This is a genomic window from Shewanella sp. 10N.7, from assembly GCF_020806285.1.
Taxonomy (GTDB): domain Bacteria; phylum Pseudomonadota; class Gammaproteobacteria; order Enterobacterales; family Shewanellaceae; genus Shewanella; species Shewanella electrodiphila.
This window is the reverse complement of sequence record NZ_JAJGZS010000036.1, coordinates 1-25,660: the sequence shown is the minus strand read 5'-3', so window position 1 is coordinate 25,660 and position 25,660 is coordinate 1. Positions and strand designations below refer to the sequence as shown.

Below are 25,660 nucleotides of genomic sequence, written 5' to 3'. Positions count from 1 at the left end.
TCTCCTAGCGATCTGATACAACCACAGTAATGTGGCTGGTACGCTTCATGATACGATCAGCGCGGCCTTTGGCACGAGGCATGATGCGCTTCATAGTTGGTGCTTCGTCAACAAAGACTTGGCCAACTTTAAGCTCATCGATATCTGCACCTTCGTTGTGTTCGGCGTTTGCGATAGCTGAATCTAGTACTTTCTTAACCAGTACGGCGGCTTTCTTAGGGCTGAAGGTCAAAATTTCAAGAGCCTTAGAAACAGGCAAACCTCGAATTTGATCAGCAACTAGACGGGCCTTCTGCGCAGACGTACGGGCAAAACGATGTTTAGCTAAAACTTCCATCTTATGTCTCCCGTATTAACGCTTCTTCGCTTTCTTATCTGCAGCATGGCCGCGATAAGTGCGAGTTGGTGAAAATTCACCAAGCTTATGACCGATCATTTCGTCAGTTACGAACACAGGTACGTGCTGACGACCATTATGGACAGCGATGGTCAACCCAATCATATTTGGGATGATCATTGAGCGACGAGACCAAGTCTTAATTGGCTTTTTGTCTCCCGCTTCCATCGCTTTCTCTACCTTCTTCAGCAAGTGCAGGTCAATGAAAGGACCTTTCTTGAGAGAACGTGGCATGGGCGAATCCTCTTACTATTTATTACGACGACGTACGATGTACTTGTCGGTGAGCTTATTACTACGAGTTTTATAACCCTTAGTTGGCACACCCCATGGACTCACTGGGTGACGTCCACCAGAAGTACGGCCTTCACCACCACCATGTGGATGGTCAACCGGGTTCATTGCAACACCACGCACTGTAGGGCGTACGCCTCTCCAGCGTTTAGCACCTGCTTTACCTAACTGGCGTAGCATGTGCTCGGCATTACCAACTTCACCGAATGTTGCGCGACAATCAACAGGTACTTTGCGCATTTCGCCAGAGCGAAGACGTAAAGTTGCATATTGGTTATCACGAGCAACAACTTGAACATAAGCACCAGCTGAACGCGCGATTTGAGCACCTTTACCAGGTTTCATTTCTACTGCGTGCACAACACTACCCACTGGGATGTTGCGAAGCGGCATTGCGTTACCAGTTTTGATGTCTGCATCCAAACCAGATTGGATAGCGTCACCAGCTTGCATGCCTTTAGCAGCAAGAATGTAACGACGCTCACCGTCTGCGTATAGTACTAACGCGATGTTAGCTGTACGGTTCGGATCATACTCAAGACGTTCGATTTTTGCAGGGATACCGTCTTTATTGCGTTTAAAGTCAATAATACGGTAATGCTGCTTGTGTCCACCACCTACGTGACGAACAGTGATACGACCAGTATTGTTACGGCCACCACTTTTAGATTTCTTAGCCAACAGGCCTGCAAAAGGTTTCCCTTTATGCAAGTCGCTGTTCACCACTTTAACAACGTGGCGACGACCTGGAGAGGTTGGCTTACACTTAATAACTGCCATGATAATTCTCCTTTGCTTACTCAGCGCCGCCAACGAAATCGATGTCAGCACCAGCAGCTAAAGTTACATAGGCTTTTTTCCAATCGCTACGACGACCAACACGGCCACCAGTGCGCTTAGTTTTGCCTTTGTTTACCAAAGTGCGAACACTATCAACTTCAACTTCGAATAGCTGAGCTACAGCAGCTTTAATCTCTGCTTTAGTCGCATCGATTGCTACGCGGAAAACTACAGTGTTGTTTTTCTCAGCTAGTACAGTACTCTTTTCAGAGATATGCGGAGCAAGAATAACTTTTAGCAAACGTTCTTCGGTGATCATGCTAGCATCTCCTCGATTTGCTTCACTGCATCAGCAGTAACAAGAACAGTGTTGAACGCGATTAGACTAACTGGGTCAAGACCCGCTACGTCACGTACGTCAACCTTGTATAAGTTGCGTGCTGCTAAGAATAAATTCTCATCAACATCTGCAGTAACAATTAGAACGTCTTCTAAGTTCATTTCTTTTAGTTTAGCTTTCAGCTCTTTAGTTTTAGGAGCTTCAACACCAAAAGATTCAACAACGACTAAACGCTCTTGACGTACCAATTCAGAAAGAATGCTCTTTAGAGCACCACGGTACATCTTTTTGTTAACTTTTTGGCTGTGATCTTGAGTTTTAGCAGCGAATGTTACGCCACCGCCACGCCAGATCGGGCCTTTAACACTACCGGCACGAGCTCGGCCTGTGCCTTTCTGGCGCCAAGGCTTTTTGCCTGAGCCAGTTACTTCCGCACGAGTCTGTTGAGCACGAGTGCCCTGACGCGCGTTTGCAGCGTAAGCTACAACTACCTGATGAACCAATGCCTCGTTAAAGTCACGGCCGAAGGTAGTTTCGGAAACTTCAAGAGCGCTTTGCGCGTCTTTCAATACCAATTCCATTACTATCTCCTCAGACCTATGCTTTAACGGCTGGCTTGATAATCAAGTCACCATTGGTAGCGCCAGGAACAGCACCTTTTACCAATAACAAGTTACGCTCTGCATCTACACGTACAACGTCTAGATTTTGAGTAGTTACTTGCTCGGCACCCATGTGGCCAGACATTTTCTTACCTTTGAAAACGCGACCAGGTGTCTGGTTTTGACCGATAGAACCATTAGATCTATGAGCCAAAGAGTTACCATGTGTCATATCTTGAGCGTGGAAATTCCAGCGTTTAATACCGCCTTGGAAGCCCTTACCTTTAGATTGACCGGTAACATCAACTTTTGCTGTATCTGCGAAGATATCAACATTAAGTTCAGCACCAACTTCAACGCCTTCACATTCACCATCTGCCAAACGCAATTCCCATAAACCTCGACCAGCTTCTACGCCGCTCTTAGCAAAATGACCTGCTTCTGGTTTGGTGATGCGATTGGCTTTTTTGGTACCAGTAGTTACTTGAAGAGCACGGTATCCGTCAGTTTCTAAAGTTTTCACTTGAGTAACACGGTTACCAGCAATTTCAATCACTGTTACAGGGATAGAAGCGCCATCTTCTGTGAAGATGCGAGTCATACCCACTTTACGACCAATAAGACCGATAGCCATCTTTCAAACCTCTTCTAAGGATCTCAATTAACCTAAGCTAATTTGAACGTCGACACCAGCGGCAAGATCTAAACGCATTAATGCGTCTACAGTCTTTTCAGTTGGCTCTACGATGTCAACTAAGCGCTTGTGAGTACGAATTTCGTATTGGTCACGAGCGTCTTTGTTGACGTGCGGAGAAGTCAAAATGGTATAACGTTCTTTACGCGTAGGTAGTGGAATTGGACCACGAACCTGAGCGCCTGTACGCTTAGCAGTTTCAACGATTTCCGCTGTTGATTGATCGATCAAACGATGATCAAAACCTTTCAAGCGGATACGGATTCTTTGGTTCTGCATTGACCAGAGCTCCTAAAATGCACACATAAAAAATCACCCTCTAGCTTCTTCCCAATGGAAAAGCAGAGCGAGATGATTTAACCGTAGACTCCCAATCGGAGTCAATTATGAAAATGAATAATCCTTATGATTAAACATTATATTACACTGTCTAGGACAGCGAAGGGGAATTATACAGATATCATATGAGAGATCAACCCCTTCGAACAAAAACTCTTCAATTTAGTTCATTTGTTCAAGGCGATGGAGTTTACAGGGATATATTGAAAAAGCAATAGAAACAAAAAAAGGAAGCCGAAGCTTCCTTTTTAAAGTGTTAACTAAAGGTCGCTATTAAGCAACGATTTTAGCTACAACACCAGCACCAACAGTACGGCCACCTTCACGGATAGCGAAACGTAAACCGTCGTCCATCGCGATTGGGTAGATTAGTGTAACAACCATTTTGATGTTATCACCAGGCATTACCATTTCTACGCCTTCTGGAAGCTCGATAGTACCAGTTACGTCAGTTGTACGGAAGTAGAACTGTGGACGGTAGCCTTTGAAGAATGGAGTGTGACGTCCGCCTTCTTCTTTGCTTAGTACGTATACTTCTGATTCGAAAGTAGTGTGAGGTGTGATAGTACCTGGCTGTGCCAATACTTGACCACGTTCAACGTCTTCACGCTTAGTACCATGTAAAAGAACGCCACAGTTTTCGCCAGCACGACCTTCGTCAAGAAGCTGGCGGAACATTTCAACACCAGTACAAGGAGTCTTAGTCGTTTCTTAAACACCAACGATTTCAACTTCTTCTCCATCGCGGATGATACCAGGCTCACCACGACCAGTAACAACTGTACCACGACCTGAAATTGAGAATACATCTTCAATTGGAAGTAGGAACGGCTTATCGATGTCACGCTCTGGCTCAGGGATGTACGAATCTAACGCTTCTGCTAGTTCGATAATCTTTGGTTCCCAAGCTGAATCGCCTTCAAGAGCTTTAAGCGCAGAACCTTGGATAACTGGTAAGTCATCACCTGGGAAGTCATATTCAGAAAGAAGTTCACGAACTTCCATTTCTACTAATTCAAGTAGTTCTTCATCGTCAACCATGTCACATTTGTTCATGAATACGATGATGAAAGGTACACCAACCTGACGTGAAAGCAGGATGTGCTCACGTGTTTGTGGCATAGGACCATCTGTAGCAGCAACTACTAAGATAGCGCCATCCATTTGAGCAGCACCAGTAATCATGTTTTTAACATAATCGGCGTGACCAGGACAATCTACGTGTGCGTAGTGACGAGTAGGTGTGTCATATTCGATGTGAGAAGTATTAATTGTAATACCGCGCTCACGCTCTTCTGGAGCGTTATCGATTTGTGCGAAATCTTTAACTTCACCACCGTAAGTTTTGGTTAAAACAGCTGAGATTGCAGCAGTTAGCGTTGTTTTACCATGGTCGACGTGACCGATTGTACCCACGTTTACGTGTGGTTTATTACGTTCAAATTTTTCTTTAGCCACGATATATTCCTTTCTTTTCAGAAGTGCTCGATTGCGAGCTATATAACATTTAGTAAAGCACCTAAGTTTTTAGGTACGTGATTCAATAATCGCATTTGCAATGTTTGATGGTGCGTCAGCATACTTAGCAAACTCCATAGAGTAAGAAGCACGCCCCTGAGTTGCACTTCGCAAATCAGTTGCATAACCAAACATTTCTGATAGTGGAACTGTCGCATGGATAATTTTAACACCACCCAAGCCATCGTCCATTCCATCAATAACACCACGACGTCGGTTTAAGTCACCTACTACATCGCCCATGTTATTTTCTGGCGTGGTAATTTCCACTTTCATTGTAGGTTCTAGTAGCACAGGGCTTGCTTCTAGCGCACCCTTTTTGAAGCCCATTGAACCTGCAATTTTGAAAGCCATCTCATTTGAATCGACATCATGATATGAGCCATCAAATAAAGTCACTTTCACATCGAGCATAGGATAACCGGCTAAAACACCGTTTTTCATTTGCTCTTGAATACCTTTGTCTACTGAAGGGATGAATTCACGAGGAACTGCACCACCAACAACTTCATTGACAAATTCATAGCCAGCACCATCTTCCAATGGTTCAACCTTAAGCCAAACATGACCAAATTGACCACGTCCACCTGATTGGCGTATAAATTTACCTTCCACTTCAACTGAAGAGCGAATCGTTTCACGATAGGCAACCTGAGGTTTACCTACGTTACATTCGACATTAAATTCGCGACGCATGCGGTCAACGATAATATCTAAATGTAATTCACCCATGCCAGAAATCAATGTTTGAGCTGACTCTTCATCAGTTTCCACTCTAAAAGAAGGATCTTCAGCCGCTAACTTTTGTAGCGCAATCCCCATCTTATCTTGGTCTGCTTTAGAGCGAGGCTCAACGGCAATGGTAATTACAGGTTCTGGAAACTCCATACGCTCTAGAATCACTTTATGATCGTTTGCGCAAAGAGTATCGCCTGTTGTCACATCTTTTAAACCGATTGCCGCAGCAATATCACCAGCACGAACTTCTTTCAGTTCAGTACGGTCATTAGCATGCATTTGTACGATTCGACCGACACGCTCACGTTTCTGTTTAACAGAATTGTAAACCGCAGCACCCGACTCTAGTACGCCTGAATATACACGGATAAAGGTTAAAGTTCCAACAAATGGATCAGTCGCAATCTTAAACGCTAACGCAGCAAATGGTGCGTTATCGTCCGATGGGCGTTCTACTTCATTCTCGTTCTCATCGACACCCTTAATTGCAGGAACTTCGACAGGAGCAGGAAGGTAGTCAACCACCGCATCCAACACCGCCTGAACACCTTTGTTCTTAAAAGCAGAACCACAAGTTGCTAAAACGATTTCGTTGTTAATTGTGCGCTGACGTAGTGCTAACTTAATCTCTGCTTCAGATAAAGTGCCTTCTTCAAGGTACTTTTCCATCAGTTCATCAGAGGCTTCGGCTGCACTTTCCACAAGATACTCATGCATTTCTTCAGCCTTGGCTAAAAGATCTGCGGGAATTTCTTCATAAGAGAAAGTCGTACCCTGATCTTCTTCAGACCAGTTAATCGCTTTCATCTTAATTAAATCAATAACCCCTTTGAAGTTTTCTTCTGCACCAATATTTAATTGAATTGGAACACAAGTAGCACCTAAGCGGTTACGGATTTGGTCAATGACACTATCAAAGTCAGCACCAGCACGATCCATCTTATTGACGAAAACCATGCGTGGGACTTCATACTTGTTGGCTTGACGCCAAACAGTCTCAGATTGAGGCTCTACACCTGATGAACCGCAGAATACAACCACAGCGCCATCAAGTACGCGTAACGAGCGCTCGACTTCAATAGTAAAATCAACGTGACCAGGGGTATCGATGATATTAATGCGATGTTCGGTGAATTGAGCATCCATACCACGCCAGAAAGTCGTCACAGCAGCTGAGGTGATAGTAATACCACGCTCTTGCTCTTGTACCATCCAGTCAGTAGTAGCGGCGCCGTCATGCACCTCACCGATTTTATGAGACAAACCGGTATAGAACAGAACACGTTCTGTTGTGGTAGTTTTACCTGCATCCACATGAGCAACAATACCGATATTTCGATAACGCTCAATTGGGGTTGTACGAGCCACTATTTATACCCTCTCACCTAAAGCTATGCTTTAGTAAATATCAACAATATGGAGTGGGCTAACGCCCACTACATCAAATTACCAACGGTAATGAGCAAAGGCTTTGTTAGCTTCAGCCATGCGATGCACGTCTTCACGCTTCTTAACAGCAGTACCTTTGTTTTCAGATGCGTCTAACATTTCACCTGCTAGACGTAGAGCCATAGATTTTTCACCACGCTTGCGAGCAGCTTCAACTAACCAGCGCATCGCTAGTGCGTTACGACGCACTGGACGAACTTCACATGGTACTTGATAAGTAGAACCACCAACACGACGAGATTTAACCTCGACTGATGGGCGAACGTTATCAAGAGCTGCTTCAAGGATACTTAAATGATCTTCGCTTTTTTTCTCAGCGACAACATCAAGAGCCTTGTAGATAATTTTTTCAGAAGTTGACTTTTTACCGTCAACCATAATGACGTTGATGAACTTAGCCAACAACTCACTTTTAAACTTTGGATCTGGTAGGATTTTACGTTGTCCTACAACGCGACGTCTTGGCATAACAATTCTCCGTATGCTTCAGGTATTTCCAAAACTGGAATATTTATAACTAGCTTGGCCTTACTTAAACGGACAAGTTATGACTTAGGACGCTTAGCACCGTACTTAGAACGGCCTTGGCGACGAGCACTAACGCCAGCACAATCTAATGCACCGCGAATAGTGTGGTAACGCACACCCGGTAGATCTTTAACACGACCGCCACGGATTAGAATTACACTATGTTCCTGCAAGTTGTGACCTTCACCACCGATGTACGAAGTAACTTCGAAACCGTTAGTTAAGCGAACACGTGCTACTTTACGTAGTGCAGAGTTAGGTTTTTTAGGTGTTGTAGTGTAAACACGAGTACAAACACCACGTTTTTGTGGACACGAATCCAACGCTGGCACATTAGTCTTTTCGACTTTTGGCGAGCGAGGCTTACGTACCAACTGGTTTACAGTTGCCATGAATAGCTCCGTTCAGTTGAATAATCTCAACAATTTTGTGTGAAAAATCTATATCCCACTATGATGGGACGCGAAAGTTTAGAAAGGTATTGGCCAACTGTCAAGAAATAGACAACTTTTCGTGCAATTCCCAATAAAAAAGGCGCCAAAGGCGCCTTTTTTTAACATAACGTTTACTTTAGTCAGCACTTCCGGCCAAGTTAAGTAAGTCGGCTAAGTTTTTCTCTGCTTCACTAGCAGTGATGACTGGCGCTTCTGCACCTTCATCTTTAACATTAGCACGCGCTTCGTTACGAGCGGTGTGATACGCATAACCAGTACCAGCTGGGATCAGACGACCAACGATTACGTTTTCTTTCAGACCACGTAATTGATCACTCTTACCACCAACAGCTGCTTCAGTTAGTACACGCGTCGTTTCTTGGAACGATGCAGCAGAGATGAATGATTCAGTAGCCAAAGAAGCTTTGGTAATACCGAGTAATTCACGCTCAAACTTCGCAGGCGCTTTGCCTTGAGCTTCAAGCTCACGGTTAGCAATGTTCACGCGAGCAACTTCTGCTTGTTCACCAGCTAAGAAGTTCGAATCACCAGCATCAGTGATTAAGCACTTACGTAGCATTTGGCGAATGATAACTTCAATATGCTTATCGTTGATTTTTACACCCTGTAGACGGTAAACGTCTTGGACTTCATCAACAATGTAGTTAGCAACATGATGGATACCACGTAAACGCAAGATGTCATGTGCAGCTTCTGGGCCGTCAGCGATAACTTCACCACGTTCAACTTTTTCACCTTCGAACACGTTAAGATTACGCCACTTAGGGATCATCTCTTCGTAGTGTTCACTGCCATCAGCAGGACTGATAACTAGACGAACCTTACCTTTAGTCTCTTTACCAAACGAAATGGTACCTGAGATTTCAGCAAGAATAGCGGGTTCTTTTGGCTTACGCGCTTCGAACAAGTCAGCAACTCGTGGTAGACCACCGGTAATATCGCGTGTTTTAGACGATTCTTGAGGAATACGTGCTAATGCGTCACCAACGTTGATTTCAGAGTTATCATCTTTAGCTACAATCGCGTTACCTGGTAAGAAGTATTGCGCAGGTACTTCAGTACCCGGGATCATAAGATCATTACCGCTATTGTCGATAAGACGAATAGCTGGACGCATTTCTTTACCTGCAGTAGGACGAGCACCTGGATCGATAACGACAACCGAAGAAAGACCTGTTAAGTCGTCTGTTTGACGCGTCATTGTAACGCCTTCAATCATATCGACGAATTTAACCGTACCCGCAACTTCTGAAATGATAGGGTGAGTATGTGGGTCCCAGTTCGCAATAATTGCGCCTGATGTCACTTCCGTATCTTCAAGTTGTTCTAGTACTGTACCGTAAGGTACACGGTAACGTTCTTTCTCACGACCAAGTTCATCAATAATCGCAACTTCAGAAGAACGCGATACGATAACCAGTTTGTTCTCGATGCTAGTAACGTGTTTAGCGTTATGTAACTTCAGAGTACCACTGTTTTTAACTTGAACATTGTTGTCAGCTGAGTCACGAGATGCAGCACCACCAATATGGAAGGTACGCATCGTAAGCTGTGTACCTGGCTCACCAATTGACTGAGCAGCTACAACACCGATAGCTTCACCGTGGTTAATAATATGACCACGTGCTAAATCACGACCGTAACAAGCAGCACACACACCGAAGTCGGTTTCACAAGAAATAACAGAACGAACGATAACTTCATCGACGCTATGCTCTTCTAATAGATCACACCAAGCTTCATCTAGTAATGTGTTACGTGGAGCCAATACTTTTTCAGTACCTGGCTCAAGTACGTCAACTGAGACGACACGACCTAGAACACGTTCACGAAGAGGTTCTTTAACATCACCACCTTCAATCAACGGCTTCATAGTCAAACCACCAACAGAACCACAATCATCTTCAATAACAACTAAATCTTGTGCAACATCAACAAGACGACGAGTTAGGTAACCCGAGTTAGCTGTTTTCAATGCGGTATCGGCAAGACCTTTACGCGCACCATGAGTAGAGATGAAGTATTGTGATACGTTCAGACCTTCACGGAAGTTAGCAGTAATTGGGGTTTCGATGATTGAGCCATCTGGCTTAGCCATCAGACCACGCATACCCGCTAGCTGACGAATCTGTGCAGCACTACCACGAGCGCCCGAGTCAGCCATCATATAGATGCTGTTAAACGAATCTTGCTCTTCTTCTTCGCCATCACGGTTGATAACAACTTCTTTTTTCAAGTTATCCATCATCGCTTTAGAGATTTTGTCGTTGGTGCTTGCCCAGATATCGATAACTTTGTTGTAACGCTCACCAGCGGTAACAAGACCTGATTGGAACTGCTCTTGAATTTCAAGCACTTCACGTTCAGCTTCTTCAACTAAAGTGTACTTCTCATCCGGGATAACCATATCGTTGATACCAACAGAGGCACCAGAGATAGTCGCATAACGGAAACCGGTATACATTAATTGGTCAGCGAAGATAACAGTATCTTTAAGACCTAGTGTACGGTAACAAGTGTTCAGCAATTTCGAGATTTGCTTCTTACCCATGTTCTGGTTAACCAGTTCATACGGTAAGCCTTTTGGCAATATCTGCGATAACAATGCACGACCGACTGTAGTATCTACGATACGACGGTTTTGAGTTTTCTCACCATTATCTGTTACTGAAGTTTCTGTAATGCGAACTTTTACACGAGCATGCAATTCTGCAGCGCCGGTAGCGTAAGCTTTTTCAACTTCATCAACAGACATAAATGACATGCCTTCACCGCGACCGTTCACACATTCTCGGCTAGTGTAGTAAAGACCTAATACAACGTCTTGTGACGGAGTAATTACAGGCTCACCATTCGCAGGAGAAAGAATGTTGTTAGTCGACATCATTAACGAACGAGCTTCTAATTGAGCTTCAAGCGTTAACGGTACGTGTACAGCCATTTGGTCACCATCGAAGTCGGCGTTATATGCCGCACATACTAATGGATGCAATTGGATTGCTTTACCTTCAATAAGAACTGGTTCAAATGCTTGAATACCCAGTCTATGAAGTGTTGGTGCACGGTTAAGCATTACTGGATGTTCACGAATTACTTCGTCTAGTACATCCCATACTTCAGCCTGTTCACGCTCAACCATTTTCTTAGCAGCTTTAATAGTCGTAGCTAAACCGCGACCCTCTAACTTGCCATAGATGAATGGTTTGAATAGCTCAAGTGCCATCTTCTTAGGAAGACCACACTGATGCAAACGTAAAGTAGGACCTACGGTAATAACCGAACGACCAGAGTAATCTACACGCTTACCAAGTAAGTTCTGACGGAAACGACCTTGCTTACCTTTGATCATATCAGCCAAAGATTTAAGAGGACGCTTGTTAGAACCTGTAATAGCACGACCACGACGACCATTATCTAATAGTGCATCAACAGACTCTTGTAACATACGCTTTTCGTTACGTACGATAATGTCTGGAGCAGCTAGATCTAATAGACGCTTTAGACGGTTGTTACGGTTGATTACACGACGGTAAAGGTCGTTCAAATCAGACGTAGCAAAACGTCCGCCATCTAGTGGTACTAGAGGACGTAAATCAGGTGGTAGAACTGGTAAAACTTTTAAGATCATCCACTCAGGCTTGTTGCCAGAAGTGAAGAATGCTTCCATCAGTTTAAGGCGCTTAGTGACCTTCTTACGACGGGTTTCAGAGTTAATTGAAGGTAACTCTTCACGCATTTGATCAATTTGTTCTTCTAAATTGATTGCACGTAGCAAGTCTAAGACTGCTTCAGCACCCATTTTAGCTTCGAACTCGTCACCGTATTCTTCTAATGCATCAAGATATGTTTCTTCTGTCAGCATTTGGCCGCGTTCAAGGCTGGTCATGCCAGGCTCGATCACAACGAAAGATTCAAAATACAGTACGCGCTCAATATCACGTAATGTCATATCAAGCATCAAACCGATACGACTCGGAAGTGATTTCAAGAACCAAATATGTGCAACTGGGCTTGCAAGATCAATATGACCCATCCGCTCACGACGTACTTTAGTCTGTGTAACTTCAACGCCACACTTCTCACAAATAACACCACGGTGCTTCAAACGCTTGTATTTACCACACAAACATTCGTAATCTTTTACAGGACCGAAAATACGCGCACAAAATAAACCTTCACGTTCAGGTTTAAAAGTACGGTAGTTAATTGTCTCTGGCTTTTTAACTTCACCAAAAGACCAAGAACGGATTAGGTCAGGCGAAGCCAGACCAATTTTGATTCCGTTAAATTCTTCAGTCTTGCTTTGCTGTTTAAGAAACTTTAATAAGTCTTTCACGTTTCTCTCCTGAAGGAGTTAAACCAGATGCTTTGCTAAGCAAAGCATCCTTGGTTACCAAACATTGCTTAAGAGCGATGCTTACTCTTGATCCAACTCGATATTAATACCAAGTGAACGAATTTCCTTCAACAATACGTTGAAAGACTCAGGCATGCCTGGGTGCATCTGATGGTTACCGTCGACGATGTTTTTATACATCTGAGTACGACCGTTAACGTCATCTGATTTAACCGTTAGCATTTCCTGAAGAGTATATGCAGCACCGTATGCTTCTAGTGCCCATACTTCCATCTCACCGAAACGTTGACCACCAAATTGAGCTTTACCGCCCAATGGTTGTTGAGTTACTAAGCTGTACGAACCGGTTGAACGGGCGTGCATCTTGTCATCAACTAAATGGTTCAATTTAAGCATGTACATGTAACCAACAGTTACTTTACGCTCAAATTCGTTACCGGTACGGCCGTCACATAACGTCAACTGGCCTGAGTCAGGTAATCCTGCTAATAGCAGCATTTCCTTGATCTCTTTCTCTTTAGCACCATCGAAAGCTGGTGTAGCAACTGGAATACCACCTTTAAGGTTTTTAGCCAGACGCACTACTTCATGATCAGAGAATGTATTGATATCGACTTTCTGAAGAACGTCGTCACCTAGATCATAAACTTTCTGAATATAATCGCGAAGTTCAGCAATTTCACGTTGCTCTTCAAGCATAGCAGTAATTCGATTACCGATACCCTTTGCAGCAGCACCCATGTGAACCTCTAATACCTGACCAATGTTCATACGCGATGGTACGCCCAATGGGTTTAGTACGATATCTACTGGATCACCAGTTTCATCGTATGGCATGTCTTCAATAGGACAAATCTTAGAGATTACACCTTTGTTACCGTGACGACCCGCCATCTTATCACCAGGCTGGATAGTACGTTTAACTGCAAGGTAAACCTTAACAATCTTCAGTACACCAGGTGCTAAGTCATCACCTTGGGTGATCTTACGACGTTTAACTTCAAACTTCTTATCAAAGTCAGCTTTTAGCTCTTCATGTTGCTCAGCTAATTGCTCAAGCTCAGTTTGCTTCGCTTCATCTTCGATAACCTGAATCAACACATCTTTACGTGGTAATTCAGCGATTTTCTCCTGAGAGAAACCTGCAGCAAGTAACAAGTTACGCGCACGGCTCAAAACACCTTCTTCAAGGATTTGGAACTCTTCGCCTAAATCTTTACGAGCTTGGCCAACATGCATCTCTTCAATTTCAAGCGCACGTTTATCTTTTTCGATACCGTCACGAGTGAATACTTGAACATCGATGATGGTGCCTTTAACAGAGTTAGGTACACGTAAAGAGCTGTCCTTAACATCTGAAGCTTTTTCACCAAAAATAGCTCGGAGGAGTTTCTCTTCTGGAGTCAGCTGTGTTTCACCTTTAGGTGTCACTTTACCAACTAGAATGTCGCCGCCTTTGACTTCAGCACCAATGTAAACAATACCTGACTCATCTAATTTAGACAGAGCAGATTCACCTACATTTGGAATATCAGCAGTAATTTCTTCGCTACCTAGTTTCGTATCACGAGCAATACATGAAAGCTCTTGAATATGAATAGTAGTGAAACGATCCTCTTGCGCTACGCGCTCAGAGATTAAGATCGAATCTTCGAAGTTATAACCGTTCCAAGGCATGAATGCGATACGCATGTTTTGACCTAAAGCCAAGTCACCTAAATCGGTAGACGGACCATCAGCTAAAACATCACCACGAACAATTGGGTCACCAACAGAACAACAAGGGCGTTGGTTAATACAAGTGTTTTGGTTAGAACGAGTGTATTTAGTTAAGTTATAGATATCGATACCGGCTTCGCCTGGCGTCAATTCTGCTTCGTTAACTTTTACTACGATACGGCCAGCATCAACATAGTCGATAACACCACCACGTTTCGCAGCAACAACAACACCTGAGTCAACAGCAAGAGTACGTTCAATACCAGTACCAACAAGAGGCTTATCAGCTCTTAAAGTCGGTACGGCTTGACGTTGCATGTTTGCACCCATCAATGCACGGTTAGCATCATCGTGTTCTAAGAACGGAATTAGTGATGCTGCAACAGAAATAATCTGTTGTGGTGATACATCCATATACTGGATATCAGCAGCACGCATAAAGGTAGATTCACCTTTATGACGACAAGCAATTTGCTCTTCAAGCATACGGTTTGAAGAATCAATTTCAATGTTTGCCTGTGCAATCACATATCGGCCTTCTTCGATTGCTGATAAGTATTCAACTTCATCAGTAACCACACAATCAACCACTTTACGATAAGGGGTTTCAAGGAAGCCATACGAGTTTGTACGCGCGAAACTTGCCAATGAGTTAATTAGACCAATGTTTGGTCCCTCTGGCGTTTCAATCGGACACAAACGACCGTAGTGAGTTGGATGTACGTCACGTACTTCGAAACCAGCACGTTCACGTGTTAAACCACCAGGACCAAGAGCAGAAATACGACGTTTATGCGTTACTTCTGACAACGGGTTGTTTTGATCCATGAACTGTGACAATTGTGAAGAACCAAAGAATTCTTTCACTGCCGCAGAGATAGGCTTAGCGTTGATTAGATCTTGTGGCATAAGCTCATTCAGATCGCCTAAAGATAGACGTTCACGAACAGCACGCTCAACACGAACTAGACCAACACGGAATTGGTTTTCAGCCATTTCACCTACGCTACGAATACGACGGTTACCTAGATGGTCAATGTCATCGACTTCATCGTAACCGTTACGGATTTCGATGATTTTCTTCATAACGTGTACGATGTCTTCTTTAGACAGTACGCCAGCACCTTCGTCATCAGCAATCTCAAGACGACGGTTGAACTTCATACGACCTACTTTAGATAAGTCATAACGTTCTTCACTGAAGAACAGGTTCTGGAATAAGCCTTCAGCAGCATCTTTGGTTGGTGGCTCACCAGGACGCATCATACGGTAGATCTCAACTAATGCTTCTAAGCGGTTAGTTGTTGAATCAATGCGTAATGTGTCTGAGATGTATGCACCATGATCCAAATCGTTGATAAACAATGTATCAACGTCTTTGATACCCGCTAAAGAAAGTTTAGCTAGGTCTTCAAGGGTGATTTCAGCATTTGCGCTAACAAGTACTTCACCAGTATCTGTATCGATGTAATCTTGAGCAGCGTATTTACCAACGATATAGTCAACTGGTACTTCAAGTTCAGTTGTATTGGTTTTTTCAAGCTGCTTAATATGACGAGCAGTAATACGACGACCAGATTCAACAAGTAATTTGCCTTCAGAATCTTTAATGTCATAACTTGCTGTCTCACCACGGAGGCGATCAGGCACAAGTGCCATAACAAGTGAATCTTGCTTAATCTTGAACTGAATACGTTCGAAGAATAAGTCTAAGATTTCTTGAGTAGAAAACTCTAATGCACGTAGCATGATCGTCGCTGGTAATTTACGACGACGGTCAATACGTACAAATAAGGCATCTTTTGGATCAAATTCAAAGTCAAGCCATGAACCACGGTAAGGAATAATACGTGCGTTATATAGCACCTTACCAGAAGAGTGGGTTTTACCACGGTCATGATCAAAGAATACACCAGGTGAACGGTGTAACTGAGACACGATAACACGCTCAGTACCATTGATAACAAAAGTACCGTTATCAGTCATTAATGGGATATCACCCATGTAGACTTCTTGTTCTTTAATATCTTTAACTGTGCCTGGCGCAGCTTCACGGTCATATAAAACCATACGCAATTTCACGCGTAATGGCGCTGAATATGTAACACCGCGGATCTGACACTCTTTCACATCAAAAACTGGCTCGCCTAGCTTGTAACTGACATATTGCAGTTCAGAATTGCCAGAAAAGCTCTTGATGGGAAAAACGCTACGGAATGCAGCTTCAAAGCCGCGTTCACCCGTAGGATCTTGATCGGTGAACTTCTTAAAAGAGTCTAACTGAATAGACAATAGGTACGGAATATCCAAAACTTTTTGACGTTTGCCAAAGTCTTTACGAATACGCTTCTTTTCAGAATAGGAGTAAACCATGGGTTTCCTCTACTTACGAGATGTGACCAAGACTGAAATAATATAAGTATTATAACAGCACGTTTGCCCATCACCGTTGATGGCAAGAACCTAACCAGTAATCTCTGCTAGGAACTGCTAATAACTGGCGACAAACGGTGAATAAAAAATCGCCTGCGCATATAGCGCAAAAAAGGCCGACGGTTAAAAAACCGCCAGCCTCCGCCCGATTTCTCGGGAGGTGGTAAGTTAGAGTATAACTTACTTAACTTCTACTTCAGCGCCAGCAGCTTCTAGATCGCCTTTAAGGGCTTCTGCTTCTTCTTTAGTGATAGCTTCTTTAACTGCAACTGGTGCAGATTCAGCCATAGCTTTAGCTTCTTTCAGGCCAAGACCTGTAGCGCCACGAAGTGCTTTAATAACAGCAACTTTGTTAGCACCGAAAGAAGTCATAACAACGTCAAATTCGGTTTGCTCAGCAGCAGCTGCGCCGCCTTCTGCGCCGCCAGCAACTACTGCGGCAGCAGCTGAAACGCCGAATTTTTCTTCCATTGCTTCGATAAGTTCAACAACTTCCATTACAGACATTTCTGCGAAAGCTTCTAAGATTTGGTCTTTTGTGATAGACATAACAAAAAATTCCTATTGTACTGAATTCAATAAATTTAAGCGGCTAATAAAATATTAAGCTGCTTCTTTTTGATCGCGAAGAGCGGCCAATGTACGAACAAACTTGCCAGCAGATGCTTCTTTCATAGTCATCATCAACTGAGCTAGTGCTTCGTCGTAAGTTGGTAATTTCGCTAAACGATCAATATCTGCTGCAGGGATTACTTCCCCTTCAAAGGCTGCTGCTTTAATTTCAAACTTTTCTTGTGCAGTTGCGAAATCTTTTAGAAGACGCGCTGCAGCACCTGGGTGCTCAGTAGAAAATGCAATTAAAGTAGGACCAGTAAACGTGTCAGATAGGCACTCAAAATCAGTACCAACTACAGCGCGTTTAACTAATGTATTACGTACTACACGTACATAAACACCAGCTTCACGAGCTGCTTTACGCAGACCGGTCATATCACCTACAGTTACACCGCGTGAATCGGCTACAACTGCAGATAAAGCACCTTTGGCTGCTTCGTTGACTTCAGCAACAATCGCTTTTTTGTCTTCGAGTCTTAATGCCATTGGCTTTACTCCTGGATTCTACCTAGGGATATCCCTAGTATTTACCATATTAAACACTTATGTGTTTAACGACTTACGGTGCAGATTTCCAGCAGAACAAAATCTATCTGGGGGGTCTGACACCGTCTACGTAGGAAATTAAGTTATCCTAAGAAAACACCTACGGTCTTGGACGGAAACCTGTTTTCAACATTGTCGAAAACAGACCTCAACCCACAAAGTGCGCGCATTATAGACTAATACGCTCGCTTTGTATATTACTTAGCTTCTTCCAGAGTACCCTGGTCGATAACTACACCTGCACCCATAGTGGTAGAGATGCTAACTTTTTTCACGTATACGCCTTTAGCAACTGCAGGCTTAGCCTTTTTCAGTGCTGCGACTAACGCTTCTAAGTTTTCTTTAAGTTGTGCTGGTTCAAAATCCACTTTACCGATAGTAGTGTGGATAATACCATTCTTGTCGTTACGGTAACGAACTTGACCGGCTTTGGCATTTTTAACTGCTTCAGCAACATTTGGCGTTACTGTACCAGTTTTTGGGTTAGGCATTAGACCACGTGGGCCTAAGATTTGACCTAACTGACCAACAACGCGCATTGCATCTGGAGATGCGATAACTACGTCGAAGTTCATTTCGCCAGCTTTAACTTGTGCAGCTAGTTCGTCCATACCAACTAACTCTGCACCAGCTTCTTTAGCTGCTTCAGCGTTTGCGCCCTGTGTGAACACAGCAACACGAACTTCACGGCCAGTACCATGTGGTAATACTGTAGCGCCACGAACGTTTTGATCTGATTTACGAGGATCAATACCTAGGTTAACAGCAACGTCAACACTTTCTACGAATTTAGCAGTAGCAAGTTCTTTTAATAAAGAAACAGCTTCATTGATATCGTAGCTTTTAGTTCCGTCGATTTTCTCGCGGATTACGCGCATGCGCTTAGTTAGCTTTGCCATTATATTAGTCCTCTACTACCAAACCCATTGAACGTGCAGTACCTTCAATTGAACGCATCATCGCTTCAACATCGGCACCAGTCATATCAGTCGCTTTTGTTTCAGCAATTTCCTGAACAGCGCTGCGCTTGATAGTTCCAACTTTTTCGGTATTTGGACGGCCAGAACCAGACTTAAGACCGGCAGCTTTCAATAATAAGAAAGATGCAGGAGGAGTCTTAGTTTCGAACGTGAAAGAACGATCGTTGTATACAGTGATAACAACAGGAATCGGCATACCTTTGTCGAACTTTTCAGTACGAGCGTTGAATGCTTTACAGAATTCCATGATGTTCACACCTTTTTGACCTAGAGCAGGACCAACTGGTGGAGACGGGTTTGCAGCACCGGCTGCTACTTGTAGCTTAATATAAGCTTCAATTTTCTTTGCCATGTCGACATTTCCTCAATTTGGGTTCAAACGCTATCGGCTACATGCCAATGAGCTCCCCTTGAAAACAACGGGTGCGGATTATACTAAAATCCGCACCCGCAAACAAATACTATTTGTATTTAATTTAATCAGTTCTTTTCAACTTGCTGGAAGTCTAACTCAACTGGAGTAGAACGACCGAAGATCATTACTGAAACCTTAACGCGGTTCTTATCGTAATCAACTTCTTCAATGGTGCCATTAAAGTCAGCAAATGGACCATCGTTAACACGAACAACTTCACCAGGTTCAAACATAACGCGATGAGTAGGAGACTCAACGGTATCTTGTAAACGCTGAAGAATGGCATCCGCTTCTTTGTCTGAGATTGGTGCTGGACGATCTGAAGTCCCACCAATGAAGCCCATTACTCGTGGAATGCTTTTCACTAAGTGCCAGCTTTCGTCATTCATTTCCATTTGGACTAATACATAGCCAGGGAAGAATTTACGTTCGCTCTTGCGACGTTGACCATCACGCATTTCAACTACTTCTTCAGTCGGTACTAATACCTCTGCAAAGTAATCTTCCATGTTGTGCATCTTAATATGTTCAAGCAATGTTTTTACTACTCGGCCTTCATAGCCTGAGAATGCTTGAATGACATACCATCTTTTTTTTGCTTCTGTTGCTTCAGTCATGTAAATGCCTATACGCCAGTAATTAGGTTAACAACGCGCAATAGTACCCAGTCGAAACCCCAAAGGATAACGGCTACGACAGCTGTTGCAGCAAGAACAATGAATGTTGTGTTCAGCGCTTCTTGACGCGTAGGCCAAACCACTTTACGTACTTCAATGTGAGCTTCACGAGCAAAAGATAAAGCTTCTTTACCCTTTACCGTTTGCAGAGCAATAAAGCCTGCAATTACAAAGGCAACAATTACGCCTAATGCGCGTACTACAACACTGGCTTCGCCAAATGCTTGGTTGCCAATAACAGCGGCGGCAATCAATATAACTGCAATGCCCCACTTAACAATATCCAGAGAATTATTCTGGTTTTCAGTATTTGTCGTCATCGGTTGGTTCCGTTACTCACTAAGACCTGAGCTTAAATTTGATAAATATGTACCATTTTATCAAATAGTACTTCCGAGTTTAGCCACGAAAAGCATCAGCTCAGGGTCAAAAATCGGCCATAGATTGTATTCTTATTCTAGTCAGTTCGCAAGGTCGACACTAGAGAACATAAGCAAAAGTTAAAAAAAATCTATAAAACAAAAAAAGGAAGCCGAAGCTTCCTTTTTAAAGTGTTAACTAAAGGTCGCTATTAAGCAACGATTTTAGCTACAACACCAGCACCAACAGTACGGCCACCTTCACGGATAGCGAAACGTAAACCGTCGTCCATCGCGATTGGGTAGATTAGTGTAACAACCATTTTGATGTTATCACCAGGCATTACCATTTCTACGCCTTCTGGAAGCTCGATAGTACCAGTTACGTCAGTTGTACGGAAGTAGAACTGTGGACGGTAGCCTTTGAAGAATGGAGTGTGACTTCCGCCTTCTTCTTTGCTTAGTACGTATTCTTCTTATTCGAAAGTAGTGTGAGGTGTGATAGTACCTGGCTGTGCCAATACTTGACCACGTTCAACGTCTTCACGCTTAGTACCACGTAAAAGAACGCCACAGTTTTCGCCAGCACGACCTTCGTCAAGAAGCTTGCGGAACATTTCAACACCAGTACAAGTAGTCTTAGTCGTTTCTTTAACACCAACGATTTCAACTTCTTCACCAACGCGGATGATACCACGCTCAACACGACCAGTAACAACTGTACCACGACCTGAAATTGAGAATACATCTTCAATTGGAAGTAGGAACGGCTTATCGATGTCACGCTCTGGCTCAGGGATGTACGAATCTAACGCTTCTGCTAGTTCGATAATCTTTGGTTCCCAAGCTGAATCGCCTTCAAGAGCTTTAAGCGCAGAACCTTGGATAACTGGTAAGTCATCACCTGGGAAGTCATATTCAGAAAGAAGTTCACGAACTTCCATTTCTACTAATTCAAGTAGTTCTTCATCGTCAACCATGTCACATTTGTTCATGAATACGATGATGAAAGGTACACCAACCTGACGTGAAAGCAGGATGTGCTCACGTGTTTGTGGCATAGGACCATCTGTAGCAGCAACTACTAAGATAGCGCCATCCATTTGAGCAGCACCAGTAATCATGTTTTTAACATAATCGGCGTGACCAGGACAATCTACGTGTGCGTAGTGACGAGTAGGTGTGTCATATTCGATGTGAGAAGTATTAATTGTAATACCGCGCTCACGCTCTTCTGGAGCGTTATCGATTTGTGCGAAATCTTTAACTTCACCACCGTAAGTTTTGGTTAAAACAGCTGAGATTGCAGCAGTTAGCGTTGTTTTACCATGGTCGACGTGACCGATTGTACCCACGTTTACGTGTGGTTTATTACGTTCAAATTTTTCTTTAGCCATGATATTGCCTCAATCCAGAGTCTTGGTGATGAAAACACATATAGAAAAAGTCCGATGCATAGAATGACATCGAATTAATTAGTTTAGTTTTGGTGATTAAGTTTAGCATAAGACAGGACGTGCTGATTTAAAGGATTTGATTGACTTAATAGTTCATTTAAACGAACTACTAAGCAATCAAGTCGTTCAGCAATTTGGAGCGGATGGCGGGAATCGAACCCGCGTTATCAGCTTGGAAGGCTGGAGTAATACCATTATACGACATCCGCGCAACCTGAATAAGGCTACCTAACTACCTTTAAAAATGGTGGAGGGAGAAGGATTCGAACCTTCGAAGGCTGAGCCGTCAGATTTACAGTCTGATCCCTTTGGCCACTCGGGAACCCCTCCAGAAAAATGGTGCCGGCACCAAGAGTCGAACTCGGGACCTACTGATTACAAGTCAGTTGCTCTACCAACTGAGCTATGCCGGCTAATCATTTCGGAAACGGATATTAGGTAAATGTTGGCGTAAGTGCAATAGGAAATGCATAAAAAAGCTAAAAAAAGTTTCAAATGGCGCTTTTTTGGGCTTTATTTGATTGGGCAGGATAAAAATAAAGCAATTTAGTCAACCGACGATAAGTAAGATGACTTTAGCTATTGTTCAAAATAATTTGGTGGTGTACTGTGCCTGACCTAAGGAAAGGAAGATATGACAGCGACCAATACATTACATCAAACACTTTATTTTTCATTTCTTCGCCAACAGTGGTCAGAATTACGTAATTCTGTACCTTTAACACTTAGCGAAGATGAACTAGCCAATCTACGTGGTATGAATGAACAGCTGTCATTAGATGAAGTCACTGACATTTATCTTCCCTTAAGCCGTTTATTAAATCTCATTATTGATTCAAAGCAGCAAAGCAGTGTGGTGCTTGATCAATTTTTAAATCACAAACCCACTAAAACACCTTACATCATTAGTATTTCTGGTAGTGTTGCTGTTGGTAAAAGTACCACTGCTCGAATTCTTCAGACATTATTACAACGTTGGCCTGAGCACCCTAAAGTTGAACTAGTCACCACTGATGGCTTCTTATACCCCTTGGCAGAACTCACCCATAATAACCTGCTAAAGCGAAAAGGCTTTCCAGAGAGTTATGACATGAAAATGCTGATCGATTTTATTTCTGCAGTTAAAGCAGGTGAGCCCAATGTCAGTGCGCCCCTTTATTCTCATGTGACTTATGACAGACTCACTGATGAAGTACAGAACATTAATCAACCTGACATTCTTATTATCGAAGGGTTAAATGTACTTCAAACCGCGCTAGATCCTAGCCCTGAAAGTAAAAGTAGTTTCTTATCCGATTATGTCGATTTCTCTATTTATGTCGATGCTGAAGAATCATTATTAAAAGAATGGTACCAACAACGCTTTTTAAAGTTCAGACAAGGCGCATTTAGCGATCCAAAGTCTTTCTTTCATCACTATTCACAACTTTCAGATGATGAAGCCAACGCTACCGCTGCCAACATTTGGGATACGATCAATGGTCCCAATTTACAAACAAACATAAAACCGAGCCGCGAGCGTGCGAACTTAATTCTAAAAAAAGCGGCCAACCATCTGGTTGACCGAGTTTTATTGCGTAAATAGTTGCTAGAAATTTATTCAGTTTACTCACTTCCGCGTAAACTGATCTCTCCACCTATATATGACGTTATTACTCCATTGTGCTCTAGTAGCACTGCACCTTGTTTATCAATGCCCTTACATGTTCCTGTGACATTATTTGGTGCCATTAATAGATTAATCTGTTTGTCATAAAACAAATCATACTCTTGCCACTGTGATGTAAAAGGTTCCATACCTTCAGCTTCAAACTGCATGAGATCAATTTTAAGTTGTTTATGAATAGCCGTTAACAGCTCAGTTTTGTCAGGCATTGAATTCAAAGAGGTTAAATCACTCCATGGTTGGTCAATCTGCTCGGCATGTTGTTCTGACATGCTCATATTGATACCAAAGCCTATTACCAAATGACACTCATCGATTGAATGACCTGATAGCTCAATTAATATCCCTGCTAACTTCTTATTATCTCGGTAAATGTCATTCGGCCATTTAACGCCTAAACCATCTACTCCAAACGCCTTTAAGGAAGTCACAATTGAACAAGCAACAACAAGACTAAGCCCCATGGCTGCATTCATGCCTTGGTTAAGTCTCCAAAACAAAGATGCGTAAACATGTTGACCATACGGTGAAACCCATTGTCTGCCTCTTCTACCTCGACCCGCTGACTGATATTCAGCAATACAAATATCACCATTTTTTAGCTCATCAGCATGTTGAAGCATAAAAGCATTAGTACTTTCTATTTCATGAAAATAAAAGCAACGATTTTCGATGTTGTTTACAAGTTTACTTTTATCAAAAATAGGTAATTGTTTAGCTAATTTATATCCCTTACCTTTTACACTGAAGATATCGACACCATAGGTTTCTAATTGTGCAATATGATTGTTAACTGCAGTACGAGATAATCCCACTTGCTGTGCAATTATTTCACCAGAGATAAATTCAGTATGATCTAACAGTCCAATAATCTGCGCTTTCTTGTCCCAATGCTCATTCATTACAAATTTACCTCGCCAGTTGCACCAATAATCCTTGGCTCAGGATCCAATTGAATTCCAAATTTAGCTAACACAATATCCATTATGTAATGTGCAAGCTGACAGATATCTTCTCCGACTGCGTCATCCAAGTTTACTAACACTAAGGCCTGTTTATCATGCACTGCGGCTCGACCTTTATTGACCCCTTTAAGGCCTGCTTCATCAATTAACCAACCAGCTGCAATTTTAATTTTGCCATCAGCTTGGGCATAACCAACCAAATCAGAATAGGTCTTAAGTAGCTCAATATATTGAGTGGCTTCTATTATTGGGTTCTTAAAGAAACTGCCTACATTACCAAGCACTGCTGGGTCAGGTAACTTGCTCTTTCGAATATCACATACAGTGTCATATACTTGTTTTGGTGTGACTGTTTCTAAATTAAAGTGCTGTAGTGGGCCATATTCTATATTTGCCTGCCATACCTTTGGTAATCTAAACTGAACTTCAGTAATGGCAATTTGATTCTTTAATTCATTTTTAAAAATTGAATCACGATATCCAAAATGACACTCTGAATTAGTTAATGTATTACTTTCTAAGCTAGCTAGATCCAAGTAACTGACTTTCTGACAATACTTGTTAATCTCAACCCCATAGGCACCAATATTTTGAATAGGTGCAGCACCAACAGTGCCAGGTATCAGTGCTAAGTTCTCCAAGCCATGAAAACCATTATCTAAACAATAGCCAACAAACTCATGCCAACTTTCGCCCGCCTGTACAGAGATATAAAAAGCTTCAGCATCTTCACTAACTTCAATGCCTTTTGTTGCCACTTTAATCACTACGCCTTGGTAATCACTAGTAAAAACAACATTACTCCCTCCACCTAAAATCAATGTAGGTAGTGAAGCATTCGCTGCTTTAAGAAGTTGTTGTTTAAGTTCTATAACAGACGCTACTTCAACAAATTGAAGGCAGCCCTGCTCTAAAGCTAATGTATTAAATGGTTTTAAGCTGACAGGCATATTTAGATATTTTTGAAAATGATAGTTCATTGTACCTTGGTGAATTTAATAACACTATCAGGCAAATAAATTAGGTATTTGAGACGGTAGAAATTAACGGATTACTTATGCAGTAGTTCGCCTTGAGCTCTCACTCAAAGATATCCGATTCAATCTAACTCGTTGCATCTAACTTTACGCTTCAGTTCTATAATCGTATAACCCAGCTACAATAAAGCCCATTACGTGAGTAACGGGCTATCTGCTCTCAATTAAGAGGCACTAATTTTAAAGATATGGGGCGCTTGGCGATCAACTATTTTTTAGTATCCTTGTAAGGGTACATAGGCATATATTGTGGCTTAATGAATCTGTACACCGATATGGGGTAAACTCCCCTTAAGATAA

The 25,660-nt window shown here is 42.6% G+C and carries 21 protein-coding genes, 3 tRNA genes and 2 pseudogenes; 1 reads left to right on the top strand and 25 read right to left on the bottom strand.

Annotated elements, in window-relative coordinates; translation table 11 throughout:
* Positions 1–4 precede the first annotated feature (4 nt).
* From rplV to LMH66_RS18325, 23 genes and pseudogenes are all read right to left on the bottom strand, one after another.
* Positions 5–337, bottom strand: a complete 333-nt coding sequence (rplV, locus tag LMH66_RS18435; protein WP_076543228.1) for a 50S ribosomal protein L22 — start codon at positions 335–337, stop codon at positions 5–7.
* A 15-nt stretch (positions 338–352) separates the two neighbouring features.
* Entirely contained in the window at positions 353–631 is a 279-nt protein-coding gene (gene rpsS / locus LMH66_RS18430; RefSeq protein WP_006083596.1) for a 30S ribosomal protein S19, read from the bottom strand.
* Between the two features lie 15 nt (positions 632–646).
* Complete coding sequence (gene rplB / locus LMH66_RS18425) at positions 647–1,471, bottom strand: 50S ribosomal protein L2 (protein ID WP_055026505.1); 825 nt, start codon at positions 1,469–1,471, stop codon at positions 647–649.
* A 16-nt stretch (positions 1,472–1,487) separates the two neighbouring features.
* Complete coding sequence (gene rplW / locus LMH66_RS18420; RefSeq protein WP_102529388.1) at positions 1,488–1,790, bottom strand: 50S ribosomal protein L23; 303 nt, start codon at positions 1,788–1,790, stop codon at positions 1,488–1,490.
* Positions 1,787–2,392, bottom strand: a complete 606-nt coding sequence (gene rplD / locus LMH66_RS18415; protein WP_055026507.1) for a 50S ribosomal protein L4 — start codon at positions 2,390–2,392, stop codon at positions 1,787–1,789. Before rplD ends, rplW begins: the two co-directional genes overlap by 4 nt.
* Before the next feature lie 16 nt (positions 2,393–2,408).
* Complete coding sequence (rplC, locus tag LMH66_RS18410; RefSeq protein WP_102529389.1) at positions 2,409–3,047, bottom strand: 50S ribosomal protein L3; 639 nt, start codon at positions 3,045–3,047, stop codon at positions 2,409–2,411.
* A gap of 27 nt (positions 3,048–3,074) precedes the next feature.
* Positions 3,075–3,386 (bottom strand): 30S ribosomal protein S10, encoded by a 312-nt coding sequence (gene rpsJ, locus LMH66_RS18405; RefSeq protein WP_055026509.1) that lies wholly within the window; start codon positions 3,384–3,386, stop codon positions 3,075–3,077.
* Positions 3,387–3,719: 333 nt separating this feature from the next.
* A pseudogene (gene tuf / locus LMH66_RS18400) lies at positions 3,720–4,904 on the bottom strand (elongation factor Tu).
* Between the two features lie 69 nt (positions 4,905–4,973).
* On the bottom strand, positions 4,974–7,070 hold the full coding sequence (fusA, locus tag LMH66_RS18395; protein WP_102529391.1) for an elongation factor G: 2,097 nt from the start codon (positions 7,068–7,070) through the stop codon (positions 4,974–4,976).
* Between the two features lie 78 nt (positions 7,071–7,148).
* On the bottom strand, positions 7,149–7,619 hold the full coding sequence (rpsG, locus tag LMH66_RS18390; RefSeq protein ID WP_102529392.1) for a 30S ribosomal protein S7: 471 nt from the start codon (positions 7,617–7,619) through the stop codon (positions 7,149–7,151).
* 77 nt (positions 7,620–7,696) lie between these two features.
* Entirely contained in the window at positions 7,697–8,071 is a 375-nt protein-coding gene (rpsL, locus tag LMH66_RS18385; protein WP_102529393.1) for a 30S ribosomal protein S12, read from the bottom strand.
* A gap of 178 nt (positions 8,072–8,249) precedes the next feature.
* Positions 8,250–12,470 carry a DNA-directed RNA polymerase subunit beta' gene (rpoC, locus tag LMH66_RS18380; RefSeq protein ID WP_102529394.1) on the bottom strand — a complete coding sequence of 1,407 codons (4,221 nt, stop codon included), beginning with the start codon at positions 12,468–12,470 and terminating at the stop codon, positions 8,250–8,252.
* An 81-nt stretch (positions 12,471–12,551) separates the two neighbouring features.
* Positions 12,552–16,583, bottom strand: a complete 4,032-nt coding sequence (gene rpoB / locus LMH66_RS18375; RefSeq protein ID WP_102529395.1) for a DNA-directed RNA polymerase subunit beta — start codon at positions 16,581–16,583, stop codon at positions 12,552–12,554.
* Positions 16,584–16,823: 240 nt separating this feature from the next.
* Complete coding sequence (gene rplL, locus LMH66_RS18370) at positions 16,824–17,192, bottom strand: 50S ribosomal protein L7/L12 (RefSeq protein ID WP_102529396.1); 369 nt, start codon at positions 17,190–17,192, stop codon at positions 16,824–16,826.
* A 54-nt stretch (positions 17,193–17,246) separates the two neighbouring features.
* Positions 17,247–17,744, bottom strand: coding sequence for a 50S ribosomal protein L10 (gene rplJ / locus LMH66_RS18365; protein WP_102529397.1), 498 nt, complete (start codon positions 17,742–17,744; stop codon positions 17,247–17,249).
* Between the two features lie 257 nt (positions 17,745–18,001).
* Complete coding sequence (rplA, locus tag LMH66_RS18360; RefSeq protein WP_102529398.1) at positions 18,002–18,703, bottom strand: 50S ribosomal protein L1; 702 nt, start codon at positions 18,701–18,703, stop codon at positions 18,002–18,004.
* A gap of 4 nt (positions 18,704–18,707) precedes the next feature.
* The gene (gene rplK / locus LMH66_RS18355) at positions 18,708–19,136 is read right to left on the bottom strand and encodes a 50S ribosomal protein L11 (RefSeq protein ID WP_102529399.1); all 429 of its coding nucleotides are present in this window, start codon (positions 19,134–19,136) and stop codon (positions 18,708–18,710) included.
* 128 nt (positions 19,137–19,264) lie between these two features.
* Entirely contained in the window at positions 19,265–19,816 is a 552-nt protein-coding gene (gene nusG, locus LMH66_RS18350; RefSeq protein WP_102529400.1) for a transcription termination/antitermination protein NusG, read from the bottom strand.
* 8 nt (positions 19,817–19,824) lie between these two features.
* On the bottom strand, positions 19,825–20,196 hold the full coding sequence (gene secE / locus LMH66_RS18345; RefSeq protein WP_055026517.1) for a preprotein translocase subunit SecE: 372 nt from the start codon (positions 20,194–20,196) through the stop codon (positions 19,825–19,827).
* A 251-nt stretch (positions 20,197–20,447) separates the two neighbouring features.
* Positions 20,448–21,632: pseudogene (gene tuf, locus LMH66_RS18340) on the bottom strand (elongation factor Tu).
* 195 nt (positions 21,633–21,827) lie between these two features.
* Positions 21,828–21,901, bottom strand: a tRNA-Gly gene (locus tag LMH66_RS18335).
* Positions 21,902–21,937: 36 nt separating this feature from the next.
* A tRNA-Tyr gene (locus LMH66_RS18330) sits at positions 21,938–22,022 on the bottom strand.
* A 7-nt stretch (positions 22,023–22,029) separates the two neighbouring features.
* Positions 22,030–22,105 (bottom strand) — tRNA-Thr (locus LMH66_RS18325).
* Between the two features lie 221 nt (positions 22,106–22,326).
* On the opposite strand from LMH66_RS18325, the gene coaA reads away from it, so the two are divergent.
* Complete coding sequence (gene coaA, locus LMH66_RS18320; protein ID WP_229372187.1) at positions 22,327–23,277, top strand: type I pantothenate kinase; 951 nt, start codon at positions 22,327–22,329, stop codon at positions 23,275–23,277.
* A 20-nt stretch (positions 23,278–23,297) separates the two neighbouring features.
* On the opposite strand, the gene birA is transcribed toward coaA, so the two are convergent.
* Positions 23,298–24,260: a bifunctional biotin--[acetyl-CoA-carboxylase] ligase/biotin operon repressor BirA gene (birA, locus tag LMH66_RS18315; RefSeq protein WP_229372185.1), complete on the bottom strand. Its 963-nt coding sequence runs from the start codon at positions 24,258–24,260 to the stop codon at positions 23,298–23,300.
* Positions 24,260–25,303 (bottom strand): UDP-N-acetylmuramate dehydrogenase, encoded by a 1,044-nt coding sequence (murB, locus tag LMH66_RS18310; RefSeq protein WP_229372183.1) that lies wholly within the window; start codon positions 25,301–25,303, stop codon positions 24,260–24,262. Before murB ends, birA begins: the two co-directional genes overlap by 1 nt.
* Positions 25,304–25,660: the final 357 nt, after the last annotated feature.